12 protein-coding genes and 1 rRNA gene are annotated in these 13,627 nt (G+C 45.4%); 8 read left to right on the top strand and 5 right to left on the bottom strand.

Going from position 1 to position 13,627, the window contains the following annotated elements; translation table 11 throughout:
• Nucleotides 1-4 precede the first annotated feature (4 nt).
• Nucleotides 5-505: a DUF2780 domain-containing protein gene (locus L4C35_RS21210; protein ID WP_428464765.1), complete on the bottom strand. Its 501-nt coding sequence runs from the start codon at nt 503-505 to the stop codon at nt 5-7.
• 210 nt (nt 506-715) lie between these two features.
• A complete protein-coding gene (gene bamJ, locus L4C35_RS21205; protein ID WP_428464764.1) occupies nt 716-1,336 on the bottom strand; it encodes a BamJ family beta-barrel-assembly machinery protein in 621 nt (206 codons plus the stop codon).
• 136 nt (nt 1,337-1,472) lie between these two features.
• Between bamJ and L4C35_RS21200 the strand changes: the two genes are divergently transcribed.
• On the top strand, nt 1,473-2,165 hold the full coding sequence (locus tag L4C35_RS21200; RefSeq protein ID WP_428464763.1) for a LysM-like peptidoglycan-binding domain-containing protein: 693 nt from the start codon (nt 1,473-1,475) through the stop codon (nt 2,163-2,165).
• A 99-nt stretch (nt 2,166-2,264) separates the two neighbouring features.
• On the opposite strand, the gene L4C35_RS21195 is transcribed toward L4C35_RS21200, so the two are convergent.
• The 3 genes from L4C35_RS21195 to L4C35_RS21185 all read right to left on the bottom strand — a co-directional run bounded on the left by L4C35_RS21195 (nt 2,265) and on the right by L4C35_RS21185 (nt 5,456).
• Complete coding sequence (locus L4C35_RS21195) at nt 2,265-2,726, bottom strand: GNAT family N-acetyltransferase (protein WP_428464762.1); 462 nt, start codon at nt 2,724-2,726, stop codon at nt 2,265-2,267.
• Nucleotides 2,727-2,825: 99 nt separating this feature from the next.
• Nucleotides 2,826-3,401, bottom strand: a complete 576-nt coding sequence (locus tag L4C35_RS21190; RefSeq protein ID WP_428464761.1) for a Crp/Fnr family transcriptional regulator — start codon at nt 3,399-3,401, stop codon at nt 2,826-2,828.
• Nucleotides 3,402-3,491: 90 nt separating this feature from the next.
• Nucleotides 3,492-5,456 (bottom strand): bifunctional 2',3'-cyclic-nucleotide 2'-phosphodiesterase/3'-nucleotidase, encoded by a 1,965-nt coding sequence (locus L4C35_RS21185; RefSeq protein WP_428464760.1) that lies wholly within the window; start codon nt 5,454-5,456, stop codon nt 3,492-3,494.
• A gap of 408 nt (nt 5,457-5,864) precedes the next feature.
• Between L4C35_RS21185 and cysG the strand changes: the two genes are divergently transcribed.
• The 7 genes from cysG to L4C35_RS21150 all read left to right on the top strand — a co-directional run.
• Nucleotides 5,865-7,271, top strand: a complete 1,407-nt coding sequence (cysG, locus tag L4C35_RS21180; RefSeq protein WP_428464759.1) for a siroheme synthase CysG — start codon at nt 5,865-5,867, stop codon at nt 7,269-7,271.
• 13 nt (nt 7,272-7,284) lie between these two features.
• Entirely contained in the window at nt 7,285-8,193 is a 909-nt protein-coding gene (cysD, locus tag L4C35_RS21175) for a sulfate adenylyltransferase subunit CysD (RefSeq protein WP_048900403.1), read from the top strand.
• 10 nt (nt 8,194-8,203) lie between these two features.
• Nucleotides 8,204-9,634: a sulfate adenylyltransferase subunit CysN gene (gene cysN, locus L4C35_RS21170; RefSeq protein ID WP_428464758.1), complete on the top strand. Its 1,431-nt coding sequence runs from the start codon at nt 8,204-8,206 to the stop codon at nt 9,632-9,634.
• Between the two features lie 3 nt (nt 9,635-9,637).
• Entirely contained in the window at nt 9,638-11,365 is a 1,728-nt protein-coding gene (locus L4C35_RS21165) for an SLC13 family permease (RefSeq protein WP_428464757.1), read from the top strand.
• Nucleotides 11,366-11,388: 23 nt separating this feature from the next.
• Nucleotides 11,389-12,009 carry an adenylyl-sulfate kinase gene (cysC, locus tag L4C35_RS21160; RefSeq protein WP_428464756.1) on the top strand — a complete coding sequence of 207 codons (621 nt, stop codon included), beginning with the start codon at nt 11,389-11,391 and terminating at the stop codon, nt 12,007-12,009.
• A gap of 20 nt (nt 12,010-12,029) precedes the next feature.
• A complete protein-coding gene (cysQ, locus tag L4C35_RS21155; protein WP_428464755.1) occupies nt 12,030-12,773 on the top strand; it encodes a 3'(2'),5'-bisphosphate nucleotidase CysQ in 744 nt (247 codons plus the stop codon).
• A gap of 734 nt (nt 12,774-13,507) precedes the next feature.
• Nucleotides 13,508-13,627: ribosomal RNA gene (locus tag L4C35_RS21150) — 16S ribosomal RNA — on the top strand; the annotation flags it as partial.

Genomic DNA, 13,627 nt, shown 5'->3' with positions numbered 1-13,627 from the left:
CGTTTTAACTGGCTGGGTTCCAGATTTTGCCCACAGCTTCCATTAAGCCTGCGCTAGCACCTTGGTCTCCCATAAATTGCATGACGACAGGAATGAATTGGCTGACCATACTTGGGTCCATACCTAGTGTGGAAAAAACGGTATTTAAGCTCTCTGCATTGGTAATCATACTACCGAGCCCTGCGGGTAATGCGTCCATTAATCCATCGGCGCCAGGGATCATATTGGTGAGCTCACTGGCTTGATCACCGGTAAGCTGTTTACTTGCTAGCGCTAATAATGCACCAGCACCACCGGTTGCTTGTTCGTTAGTGATGCCTAGCTGGCTTGTCAGCATATCGGTAAGCGGGTTACTTAGTGCTTCACTGGCTGCTTCTGTTTTTTCGTCACTGCCACCGAACAGATCGGAAAAACTGAATGCGTTAGCGGCGGTACTTAAACTCAGGCAAGCAAGTAGTGCTAGCATGGTGCTGAAAAGACGATTTCGTGAGGCAAATAACTTCATGGCTTTCTCCTATTTAACCAAGGCTAGGAGCGTAAAAGCATTTATGTAAAATAAAATGCGCGTATGCTCAGTAACGTAATTAAGCCTAGTGGAGAATGTGGCACTCGTAGCAAATAAATTGATGAAAAAATGCTATAGCTATAGAGGGTTACAATACATATAAAAAACGGCGCAAGGGCGCCGTTTTATAACTGAAAGTTAGCGGGTAACTTACAGGATATCTAGAAGCTCAACTTCGAATACTAGTGCTGCGTATGGAGGGATAGCTGCACCCGCACCGCGCTCACCGTATGCTAGGTTTTGTGGGATGTATAGTTTCCACTTAGAGCCTACAGGCATCATTTGTAGCGCTTCAACCCAACCAGCGATAACGCCAGTTACAGGGAACTCAGCAGGTTGACCGCGAGTTACAGAGCTATCGAATACAGTACCGTCAGTTAGTTGACCGTGGTAGTGAACACGAACTTGTTTGTCTGAAGTTGGGATTTCACCGTTGCCTTCAACAAGCACTTCGAACTGAAGACCAGACTCAGTTACTGTAACTTCTTCGCGTAGTGCGTTATCTTTTAGGAAAGCTTCGCCGTCAGCAGCAGCTGCTTTAGCTTGCTCTGCACGTGCTTCTTCTGCACGAGAGTGTAGATCGCGAAGTGCGTTGTTGATGTCGTCAACTTCGATTTCTGGCATGTCGCCAGTTAGAGAAGTTGCGATACCTTTAGCGATAGCTGCAACGTTAAGGCCTTCAAGACCGCTTTGTGCTAGTTGTTGGCCCATTTGTAGACCAATACCGTAGCTTGCTTTAGTTTCAACTGTATCTAGTTTAACGTCAGACATTTTGTCATCTCTTAATTAGAGTCAATAAAGCAGGCAGGATACCAGTTTCAACCCTTGTGGGTAAACTCTTGTTAAGAATTGTCACCCTTTTTGCGTCGTAGATGTATTTTGCTGTATTCGTTATGGAGAAATAGTTATGGGACAGGCTAGACGCCGTTCAAAGAAAAAGAGCGAATTTACACTGCCGAAGTTGCAGTTTGATCGAGCGGCTCTCTCTGCGATGAAAGAAAAGTGTTTAGATGCGCTAGCGCCCCTTCGTGAACGTTGGCTAGCGCTACCTAGGCTTCACCGCCGTGCACTGACTGTTTTAGTGCCCGTTGTCACTGTATTATGGTTATTGCCAAGTAGCCCGAGTGTAACGACAGAGCCTGAGACGGACAGCGTGCGTCGTGAGGTGTCATTAGATCTGGGTAACAATGATTTACCGCCTGTTGGAGAGCGAGCTGAGCCTGTGTCGCCACAGCGTATTCAGCGTTTAGAGCCGGTATCACCAGCGATGACTAGGTCTAACGACCACACGAATACGACCACCCAAGTGGCATCGACCAGCACTAAAGCCCCTGAACTGGAATGGCAGCGTTATCAAATTCAGCAAGGTCAGACATTGGCAAATATTTTTCGTGAAAAGTCATTACCTTTGTCAGATTTGTATGCGGTGGCAGCGATTGAAGGTAAAGATAAACCTTTGAGTAAAATCAAATCGGGTCAGTGGATCCGCTATAAGCAAAATGCGTCTGGCGATCTTGACGCGATTCAGATTGAAACCACTAGTGGTAAATCTGTGATGTACTACCGTTTGTCGGATGGTAGTTTTTCTCGAGGTAAGTAGAAAGGTTCTGTATTCCTGATATAGGACGACAGAGGTTATCGATAAAATAACAAAGCCGCATCATGCGGCTTTGTTGCTTGATGAGGAAGTGAAGCTCGATTAGCGAGTAATGTTTTTTTCCAATCGCATATCAATGTGCGGAATATCATCCTCTAGGTACATCTCTGAAATAGCGCTAAAGCCGTAACCTTTATAATATTGTTGTAGGTGGTCTTGGGCGCCAATATCTATGGTTTGATCTGGCCATTGCTTCTGTGCGGCATCTAATGCCCTCGTTAATAATTGATGACCTAACCCTTTTCCGCGTGCACTGGCTGTCGTTAACACTCGTCCAATGCTTACATTGTCGTAAGTCACACCTGCAGGAAGAAGACGTAAATACGCCACTAACTGGTCATTATCGTAAGCCAATAAATGCAGTGTATTTGGGTGGCGGTCGTGCTCATCTAGTTCATGGTAAGGGCAATTTTGCTCTACCACAAAGACATCAACACGCACTTTTAGCAGATCATACAGTTGGTGAGTCGTTAGTTGTTCAAACGGTAAACAGTGCCATTGCATACGGTATTCTCATCTCTTCAAGATCGATCATTATTACAAATAGTTGCGATATTTTATTTAAAACCGTTCCACACAGATTGTCATTATCTTATGTTAATTCTACCGCTCTTTATCACTGTCTAATCGTGTTTTGATTCGACTTAAGCTGGTGGCGGTAATACCCAAATAAGAAGCAAGCTGTTTATCGGTGATCTGCGCGTCCAGTTGTGCAAAGTTGCTGGTAAATAATTGATAGCGCTCTTCTGGGCTATACATCAGCATAAAGCGCTCTTTGTTTTCTTTGAAGGTCAGCTGGCGTTCGAGCAAGGCTGTATATAAAGGGTGCTGCTGGGTGCGCCATTGTTCGAGTAAACGAATAGGCAATGCCAAGATACGACTGGCGGCAAGCGTTTCAAGTAAAAAGGGGGAATGACCATTGGTGGTTAGCGCTTCAAAACCGATAATGGTTTCTTGTTCCCAGTAGAACTCTTTACTAAAAGCGCGACCTTCTTCCGTTAAATAGCACGCGTGACATACCCCTTCCGCTAAAAAGTAGAAGTGTTCTGCGGTGTGACCTTGGTGGATCAATATGTGGCGAGTTGGTAGTTCCAGTGGGGTTGCTTGTGCGGTAATGGCTTGAGCGTCTTTATCGCTTAACCCAAATTGCAGTAAAAAATGATGCAATGCTGCTTTCATGCTGAATTCATTGAAAAGTGAGAGTGAAGCTAGCATAACAAAAAAAACCGCCGCAAAAGCGACGGTCTTTATTTATAGCACGAGAGGCTGTTATTTTGCTTGTAGATCGATGCGGTAAACTGCAAAGCCTACTTTGTCTGAACCAACGTTAGTCATCGGGTAGACGCCTTTCTCTTTAATAAACGCAGCGGCTTTATCTGTCGGTGATGTTTCGAAAGTGACGTTGAGTTTTTTGTCACTTTTCAGTGGTGCAAAGTGCCAGTTGTTGTCTGCACTTGGGATCACTTGACCTTTTTCTTTACTCACTCGGCTGATGTAGTCCGATAGAACGGTGCGGTTTTCATCTGGCGATGCAAACGCAACAAATTTCTCACCCGTGCCCGCAAACTTACCGCTGTATGCGCGGTAGTTGTTGGTCGCAATGATGAAGTCTTGTTTTGGATCTACAGGCTTACCATTAAAGGTTAATGTTTGGATACGCTCAGCATCAGCATTCACCAGTTTGCAGTCACCGTCGTAACGTGCTGGCTGAGAAATGTCGATGGCATAGTTTACGCCATCAATGACATCAAAGTTGTAAGTACGGAAACCATCCCAGTTGATCAGGCCTTGTTGTGCTGTGCTGTTGACATCAATTTGGTTAAATTGCGCCGCAGAACATTCAAGCCACTCTTTCACTTCTTTACCTGTTACTTTCATGGCAACAAGTGTATTTGGGTATAGGTAAAGGTCGGCAGCGTTACGGAACGTTAGCTGGCCTGATTCTACTTCGGTGAAGTTTGTTGGATCGTTACCACGGCCGCCCGCTTTAAATGGTGCAGCAGCAGAAAGAACAGGAATACCATCTAGGTCAGGGTCACCTTGAATAAAGCGCTCGACGTAGTCTTTTTGTGCAAGGTTAACAATTTGTACTGTTGGGTCGTCTTGCACCAATGCTAGGTAGCTGTACATCACATCGCTAGCTTTACCTATCGGTTGATTGACAAAGGTACGTGTTGCTTTGTGATCGGCTTCAACGGCTTTCACCATTTTCTTGTCAGCTTCAACAAGTGCTACGCGTTTCTCTTTATCGAAAATTGGGCGTGCTTCTGTTTTCGCATCGCTCACTTCCCAGCCAGCATCTTCTTTTTCAAGAACAAGGTCAACGACACCAAGGTGATCACCCCAGCGACCCGGCATAACAGCCGCTACGCCATTGATGGTGCCTTTTTCGATATCAGCACCAGGTACGTTGGCAAAACTCTTACTTGGGAAAACGGCATGCGAGTGACCAAAAGCAATCACATCGATATCTTTAACATCGGTGAGGTAGTAAGTAGAGTTTTCGGCTTGTACTTTGTACGGATCAGTAGAAATACCTGAGTGAGGGATAGCAACAATGATGTCTGCGCCTTCCGCTTTCATTTGTGGTACATACTTTTCAGCCGTTTGTTTGATATCTAGCGCATCAACACGGCCTTCAAGGTTCTTCTTATCCCAAATCATGATTTGTGGTGGTACAAAACCGATGTAGCCCACTTTTACTTCGTGCTCAACACCATCGGTATCTTTTAAGGTGTGTGATTTGATGATGTAAGGCGTGAAGAGGTTCTTACCTGTTTTGATATCAACAACGTTGGCATTGACGTATGGGAAATTTGCCCCCGCAATTGAGTTTTTCAAAAACTCTAAGCCATAGTTGAATTCGTGATTACCAATGTTACCCACTTCGTAATCTAGCTGATTCATGGCTTTATAAGCAGGGTGGATTTCACCCATTTTAATGCCTTTGTCAGCCATGTAGTCGCCCATTGGGCTGCCCTGAAGTAAGTCACCGTTATCAACCAATAGGCTATTGGTCACTTCTGCACGTGCTTCTTTTACCAATGTTGCAGTACGAACTAAGCCTGTTTTCAGCGTTGGCTTATCTTTGTAGTAGTCAAAGTCCATCACATTCATGTGAATGTCAGTGGTTTCAAGAATACGTAGCTTAATGGTTTCTGCTGTTGCAGGACCAGCCATTGTCAATAAACCACCTAATACCGCAATAGTTAGAGGCTTGGCAGATAATTTCATGATTTACTCCAAGAAAGTGAGTTAGGAAAAGCCGCGCTAAGGTAACAAAAAATATGTCGAGTGAAAGTTTGATTCTTACTTTAATGTGCTGTAACTCTCGCTTTAAGTGCGATAAATGTTATCTCATCAGCAGTTCTTATTTTCGGTCTAGATGACGCCCGTGCTATTTAAGAAAAAAACAGCATAACTTACATCCAAAAGAACTAGGTAAAGAGCCACATCATTCCAATTAGGCACATTTGTCGCCTTTTTTACCCGAATTAGCAGTAATTTATTGTGTGTGCTCTCTCATTTCTGATTTCTAGGTTTCATGCGAACTTTTTGGAATAAAAAATACAATTTTAGAATTTCAGGTAATATCAAGCTGTGTCTATAGTGCTCTAAATAGGAATTAAAGAGGGCGCAGGCATGGACTACTTGCCAATTTTTGCAGATTTAAAGCACCGACCGTGTGTGGTGGTGGGGGGTGATACTGTCGCATGGCGAAAAACGCAGATGCTGCTCAAAGCAGGAGCGGATGTTCGTGTGGTTGCGCCTGAACTCAATGCCGATTTCCTTTCCGCTGTCGCTAATCGTCAAGTCTCACACATTGCCAGCGAATTCACGCCAGAATTACTGGACGGCATTTTTCTCGCTATCGCTGCGACCGAGCGAAAAGCACTGAATGCATTAGTGTATCAATCCGCCAATCAACGCCAAGTATTAGTCAATGTTGTGGATGATACTCAGCGCTGCAGTTTTATTGTTCCTTCGATTATTGATCGTTCTCCGATTGTGGTTGCGATTTCCTCTTCAGGAAAAGCGCCTGTACTGGCGCGTTTACTCCGCGAAAAGATTGAAGCGCTATTGCCGCAACACTTAGGCGCAATGGCGAACATCGCTGGGCGTTTTCGTGATTGCCTTAAGCGCACCATTTCTGACTTTGCTACCCGTCGTTTGTTTTGGGAGCAAGCCTTTGATGGGCGTTTCTCGCAACTCGTAGCAGCAGGAAAAGAGCAAGATGCCCAATTAGAGTTGATCCGTTTATCACAAACGATGCAACCGCAAGGTGAGGTCTCGCTGGTTGGTGTAGGCCCTGGCGATGCTGGCTTACTGACCCTGCGGGCGTTGCAGTTGATGCAACAAGCCGATGTGGTGTTGTACGACTATTTAGTCTCAGATGAAATCATGGATTTAGTCCGCCGTGATGCAGAGTTGGTTTGTGTCGGTAAACGTGCGGGCTTTCACAGTGTGCCGCAACAAGAAACCAACCGCTTAATCGTTAAATATGCCCAGCAAGGTAAGCGGGTGGTGCGCTTAAAAGGCGGTGACCCTTTTATGTTTGGTCGCGGGGCTGAAGAGCTTGAAGTCTTGTTTGATGCCGGCATCCCTTTCCAAGTGGTTCCCGGCATTACCGCTGCTGCAGGGGCGACGGCGTATGCCGGGATCCCATTAACTCACCGCGATTACGCGCAAACTGCGATGTTTATTACTGGCCATACCAAATCTGACACAGATCCCCTCGATTGGTCGGTATTGGCACGCGGGAAACAAACCTTAGTGATTTATATGGGCTTGATGAAATCGAGCCACATCCAACAACAACTACTTCAATACGGTCGTCAGCCCGACACCCCCATCGCCATCATTGAGCGCGGTACCCAAAAGAATCAGAAAATTTTTAAAGGTCAGTTACGTGAACTGGCTGAACTCGCAAAAAATGCGGCATCACCGTCATTAATCGTGGTGGGCGAGGTCGTGACACTATCAGAAAAACTACGTTGGTTTGGCAATCAGGATATTCAACCAGAGCCACGTTCAGTGGTCAGTCTTTAGCATGGAGAGAGTGATGGACCCGAAACGATTAACTCATCTCAAGCAGCTTGAAGCGGAGAGTATACATATTATTCGCGAAGTCGCTGCTGAGTTCGATAACCCAGTAATGATGTATTCCATCGGTAAAGATTCATCGGTGATGTTGCATCTGGCGCGTAAAGCGTTTTACCCAGGCAAGATTCCATTTCCTTTGCTGCATGTTGATACCAACTGGAAATTTCGCGAAATGATTGAATTTCGTGACCGCACGGCAAAGAAATACGGTTTTGATCTATTGGTACATAAAAACCCTGAGGGGTTAGCGATGGGGATCAGCCCTTTTGAGCATGGGTCATCAAAACATACCGATATTATGAAAACCCAAGGGTTAAAGCAGGCGTTAGATAAGTATGGTTTTGATGCGGCATTTGGGGGAGCACGCCGTGATGAGGAAAAGTCGCGTGCTAAAGAACGTGTTTATTCATTTCGCGATAAAAACCACACCTGGGATCCGAAGAATCAGCGTCCTGAATTATGGAAAACCTATAACGGCCAAATTAACAAAGGCGAGAGTATTCGTGTCTTTCCGTTGTCGAATTGGACTGAGCTCGATATTTGGCAATACATCTACCTAGAGAGTATCGAAATTGTGCCTCTGTACTTGTCTGATGTCCGCCCTGTGGTAGAGCGAGATGGCATGTTGATCATGGCTGATGACGATCGGTTGAAGCTCGAACCAGGGGAAAGTATTCAGCAAAAAAGTGTCCGCTTCCGCACGTTAGGCTGCTACCCGCTAACTGGGGCGATTGAATCGCAGGCCGACACGCTGCCAGGGATCATTGAAGAGATGCTGGTCGCGACATCCAGTGAGCGTCAAGGGCGAGCGATTGATCACGACCAATCAGGCTCAATGGAATTGAAAAAGCGTCAGGGTTACTTCTAAGGAAAGAGTGATGAACAGTCTTATTGAACAACAAGTGGCTGAGCTGGGCATTGAAGCCTACCTTGACCAGCACCATAACAAGTCACTACTGCGCTTTTTAACCTGTGGCTCCGTGGATGATGGAAAGAGTACCTTAATTGGGCGTTTGCTCCACGATTCTCACCAGATTTATGAAGATCAACTTGCCGCGATTCATACCGATAGCCAAAAAGTGGGAACAACTGGTGATAAACCAGATCTCGCACTGCTGGTGGATGGATTGCAGGCAGAGCGTGAGCAAGGGATCACGATTGATGTGGCTTACCGCTACTTTTCGACCAAAAAGCGTAAGTTCATCATTGCTGACACCCCTGGCCATGAACAGTACACCCGTAATATGGCGACAGGGGCATCGACCTGTGATGTTGCTGTGATCCTGATTGATGCGCGCAAAGGGGTCTTGGATCAAACGCGTCGCCATTCTTATATCGCCAGCTTACTGGGTATTCGCCATTTTGTGGTCGCGATTAATAAGATGGACCTTGTGGGGTTCGAGCAAGCACGCTTTGAGTCGATCAAAGAGGATTACCTGGCTTTTGCTCAGAAACTCAATCGTAACATTGATATCCAGTTAGTGCCTTTGTCTGCGCTTGAAGGCGATAACGTGGTGAGCCTGAGCCGTAAAACACCATGGTATAACGGGGACTCTTTACTCACCTTGCTTGAGGATGTCGATTTTGGCCAAGAGCGAGAAAGTGAAGCCCTGCGCTTCCCCGTGCAATATGTAAATCGTCCTAATCTCGATTTTCGAGGTTTTGCGGGGACGGTCGCAACTGGAGTGATCAAAGTTGGTGATGCGGTGAAAGTCTTGCCATCGGGTAAAGCCTCGGTCGTAGAGCGTATTGTCACTTTTGACGGTGATTTGCCACAAGCTTATCCCGGCCAGGCGGTAACCCTGACATTAGCTGATGAGATTGATATCAGTCGTGGTGACACCATCGTTGCCGCAAATGATGACGTGCCCCTCAGTGATCGTATGCTAGCCGATATTGTTTGGATGGCAGAAGCGCCCTTAGAGGTGGGTCGTCAGTATGATGTAAAAATAGCCGGAAAGAAAACCGTAGGCTCGGTGCACGCTATTCGTCATCAAGTGGATATTAATAACCTCGATACCTTTTCGACTGATACATTACCGCTCAATGGTATTGGTGTTTGCGAAGTGACATTGACTGAAGCGATAGCGGTAGATGGTTATCAACACAGTACCGATACTGGCGGTTTTATCATTATTGATCGCTTAACCAATGTGACAGTTGGGGCAGGCATGATCCAACAAGCTTTAGCTCAAGATAGTGAAAGCATTGGTGCTGCAAACATCAGTGCGTTTGAGTTGGAATTTAATGCACTGGTACGTAAGCATTTCCCACATTGGGAAGCGAAAGATATTAGTAAGCTGGGGTAGCCGATGAATTGGGAACAAGGCATCGTGCTTGCCATGCTAATGGTGATAATTACTTGTTTGCTCACAACGCGGATCAAACCGGCGTTTCTGTTTGCAGGGGCTGCTTTTATTGGTTACCAAACCAATATGATTGATTTGGTAACCTTGGCCGGTAATTTTACGAATTCATCATTATTGACATTGGTATTACTGATCCTTGTTTCCATTGCCTTAGAAAAAACGCGCTTGATCAGTTGGGTGGGTCAGCAAATTTCACGAGGTGGTCAATCGAGTGTGATTGCCAAACTTGGCTTATCAACTGCGTTTCTCTCTTCTTTTACCAATAACACAGCTGTCGTCGTGTCTTTGATTGGTGCGGTAAAACGCAACCAGCGCCACGCGCCTTCTAAATTACTGATCCCGCTGTCGTATGCAGCGATATTAGGGGGAACCCTGACTTTAATTGGCACTTCAACCAATCTAATTATCAATAGCTTTGTTGAAGATGCCGGGCTGCCAAGCCTCAATTTCTTTGCGCCAACCTTGATTGGGTTAGCGGTATTGGTCGCGGGTATGCTGATCGTTATTCCTCTTAGTTACTTTTTACCAAGCCATGATGACCATCAGCAAGATGCCTTACCTTACTTTTTAGAAGCGAAAATAGAACCGCTTTCACCTTTGGCGGGGAAGTCGGTGGCTGAGAATGGGTTGCGTGCTCTGCGACGTTTATTTTTGGCGGAGGTGATCCGTGATGGACAAACTATCGCACCCGTCTGCCCTGATACAAAATTACAGGCGGGCGATCGTCTATTATTTTGCGGTGATGTGGAAAGTGTTACCACCTTACAAGAGATAGACGGGTTACAGTTGTTCGGGCAGCATCACCTTAATGGCCAATCCATGATGGAGGTGATTGTTAGTCATTCAGCAGGGATCCGAGGAAACACATTAAAGAGTGTGAAATTTCGTGAGCGTTTCGATGCTGTAGTGGTTGCCATTCGCCGGGGCCATGAACGTTTAGCGGGTGGTCTCGGGAATATTGAGTTACATGCTGGCGATACGCTGGTGGTTGTGCCAGGCAAAACCTTTCATGCCAATAAGCAGCAATTGAACCGTGAATTTGTTTTGGTCAGTGGACTCGATTCGAGTGCACGCCTTGATAGCAAGAAAAGTATCGCGGTGTTATTTGGTTTTATGGCGGTTATTGGTGGCGCATTGGTTGGGGGCTTTCCAATCATTAAAGGGTTGGCTGGCTACTTATTACTCCTAGTCGCTGTTGGCATTATTTCTTTTGCTGAGCTTCGCCGTCGCTTCCCGCTTGATATTGTCGTCATTGTTGGTTCTGCCTTGTCATTGGCGCAGTTAATGATATCGAGTGGCTTATCGGAGCGTATTGGTGATCTCTTCATGACAGCGCTCAATGGGTGGGGACTTTATGGGGCTTTAGTGGCTGTGTATTTGCTGACACTTATTCTTACAGAGTTGGTTACTAACAATGCTGCAGCGGCTTTATCTTTTCCGATTGCCTACAGCCTAGCGGTGAGTTCAGGGGCAGATCCTATGCCTTTTATTATGGCGATTTTATTTGGAGCGAGTGCGAGCTTTATTTCCCCTTATGGCTATCAAACCAATCTTTTGGTTTACACCATAGGGAATTATCAACTTAGAGATTATGTTCGGGTTGGTCTGCCGCTATCAATCGTCTATTCGGTTGTTGTCCTTGGCTTGATCCCTGTGTTATTTCCTTTTTAACGACAGATAGAATGGAGTCTTACATGTCTACGGATGTGAAAACGAAAGAATCAGTCAACATTGTGTGGCATCAGCACCATGTCGAGAAGCAGCAGCGTGCTCAACAGAAAAAACAAAAACCTTGTCTGTTATGGTTTACGGGGTTGAGTGGTGCAGGCAAATCAACGGTTGCAGGTGCATTAGAAAATCGGTTAGTTGAGTTGGGGTACCACACTTATTTACTCGATGGTGACAATGTTCGCTATGGATTGTGCCGTGACCTTGGCTTCTCAACCCAAGATCGCCGCGAAAATATCCGTCGAATTGGGGAGGTCGCTAACTTAATGGTCGACTCCGGACTCATTGTATTATCTGCGTTTATCTCTCCTCACCGTGAAGAACGTCAAATGGTCAGAGAGTTAGTCGGCAAAGATGAGTTCTTTGAAGTTTATGTTGATACTTCATTAGCTGAGTGTGAGAAGCGTGACCCTAAAGGCTTGTATAAAAAAGCACGTGCAGGTGAGATTAGACAGTTCACAGGGATTGATTCAGAGTACCAAGTGCCTCTACAGCCAGAGATCCACTTGAATGCTGGAGAACAGACTGTGTCTGAATCCGTGGAGTTGTGCATTCAAGCGCTACAGCGCCATAACGTTATTAGCTAACTATAAAGGAGAGCGTATAGGTGAAAGGATTGTTAGAACCCATCGTTGATATTGCTATCGCGGCAGGTGATGTCATTATGATGCGATATCATCGTCATATCGAAGTACAAGAAAAGGCAGATTTGAGCCCAGTGACTGAAGCTGATCTTGCCGCGAACCAGGTTATTCTGGATCAACTGTCACGCCTGACGCCTAATATCCCTATCTTATCGGAAGAGTCTGTTCATGCTGATTGGCAGCAACGCCAACATTGGGAATCATTTTGGCTAGTGGATCCTCTCGATGGTACCAAAGAATATATTCGGAGAAACGGTGAGTTTACGGTCAATATTGCGTTGATAGAGAAAGGTGTACCTGTTCTAGCTGTGGTACACGCGCCCGCCTTGGGGAAAACGTGGTTAGCCGATGGTAAAAATGCCTGGCTTCAAACAAAGGTTAGTCGCGATATTATAAAAGTTAGAACTGCCTCTATACCTACGGTCGTAGGAAGTCGTTCACATCCAAGCCCTGATTTAGCCGCTTTCTTGGAACAATTGGGAGAGCACAAGTTAGCTGAAGTGGGGTCTTCTCTGAAATTTTGTCTAGTAGCAGAAGGGCGGGCTCAGTTTTATCCGCGCTTAGGCCCAACGATGATGTGGGATACTGCGGCAGGTCATTGTGTAGCAGCAAGTGCTGGGGCGACAGTCAGTATGCTGGATGGCTCCGAGCTTACTTATCATCGAGCAAATCTCCTGAATCCTTCTTTTATTATTAAGGTCGACTAACTATTACTGCTCTTACTCAATAAGGGCACGATCAATACTCCGAGTCTGATATTTATCTACTACACTAGATCCACACTCATTCTTGCGTGTTCTTTCAAATGGGAAATGACTAGTTTGGTGTGATTTTGTGTTCTTTTAGGGCTTTTGGTGTTTAAAAGCAGCATTTGGCAATAATTATCAAGAAAAGGGTTGTGCTTTGTTCTGGGCTCCCTATAATGCCGCTCCATCGACAGGGAATACAACGGCTGAATAAGTTATTCACAAGTTGTGTATAACATGTCGGTAAGGTGTTCTTAACTTTATGTTGGTTGATTTAAGCTTTTATTGCTTATATTGATACAAGTAAATGGCGGCATCTTGATAAGATTCTAATGAGTTAGCTGAAAAGTGATTTATTGGTTTATTATCATCAGTGTTTGCGCGGTTTTAAAAGATTTAAAATAACGCTTGACTGAAAAGTTTGGTAGCGTATTATACGCAGCCTAGCCAGCACGAAGTGTTGCGCTGAATGTTCTTTAACAATTTGACCATGCAATCTGTGTGGGCACTCGTGAAATGAATAGTCAAAACTATTCATTGTTACTTTTTAAGTAAGAATGAATTTGGCATCAATGAACTGAGTGACCAATACAAATATTAAGTTTACTTATTATTTGGCACAGTCAATTCGAATATCATGACTAGCTTCTAGTTATCGATATTCAATCAGTATTCATTGAGCCATCAAAAACTTTAAATTGAAGAGTTTGATCATGGCTCAGATTGAACGCTGGCGGCAGGCCTAACACATGCAAGTCGAGCGGTAACAGGAAGTAGCTTGCTACTTCGCTGACGAGCGGCGGACGGGTGAGTAA

The sequence above is a fragment of the Photobacterium kagoshimensis genome, assembly GCF_050337045.1.
GTDB classification, from domain to species: Bacteria; Pseudomonadota; Gammaproteobacteria; order Enterobacterales; family Vibrionaceae; genus Photobacterium; species Photobacterium kagoshimensis.
This window is presented reverse-complemented; position numbering and strand designations above follow the sequence as displayed.

Coding starts and splice junctions, on each gene's coding strand:
- L4C35_RS21185 (WP_428464760.1), bottom strand. CDS start 5,456: ATGAAATTATCTGCCAAGCCTCTAACTATTGCGGTATTAGGTGGTTTA.
- cysC (WP_428464756.1), top strand. CDS start 11,389: ATGTCTACGGATGTGAAAACGAAAGAATCAGTCAACATTGTGTGGCAT.
- bamJ (WP_428464764.1), bottom strand. CDS start 1,336: ATGTCTGACGTTAAACTAGATACAGTTGAAACTAAAGCAAGCTACGGT.
- L4C35_RS21195 (WP_428464762.1), bottom strand. CDS start 2,726: ATGCAATGGCACTGTTTACCGTTTGAACAACTAACGACTCACCAACTG.
- L4C35_RS21210 (WP_428464765.1), bottom strand. CDS start 505: ATGAAGTTATTTGCCTCACGAAATCGTCTTTTCAGCACCATGCTAGCA.
- cysN (WP_428464758.1), top strand. CDS start 8,204: ATGAACAGTCTTATTGAACAACAAGTGGCTGAGCTGGGCATTGAAGCC.
- L4C35_RS21190 (WP_428464761.1), bottom strand. CDS start 3,401: ATGAAAGCAGCATTGCATCATTTTTTACTGCAATTTGGGTTAAGCGAT.
- L4C35_RS21200 (WP_428464763.1), top strand. CDS start 1,473: ATGGGACAGGCTAGACGCCGTTCAAAGAAAAAGAGCGAATTTACACTG.
- cysG (WP_428464759.1), top strand. CDS start 5,865: ATGGACTACTTGCCAATTTTTGCAGATTTAAAGCACCGACCGTGTGTG.
- cysD (WP_048900403.1), top strand. CDS start 7,285: ATGGACCCGAAACGATTAACTCATCTCAAGCAGCTTGAAGCGGAGAGT.
- L4C35_RS21165 (WP_428464757.1), top strand. CDS start 9,638: ATGAATTGGGAACAAGGCATCGTGCTTGCCATGCTAATGGTGATAATT.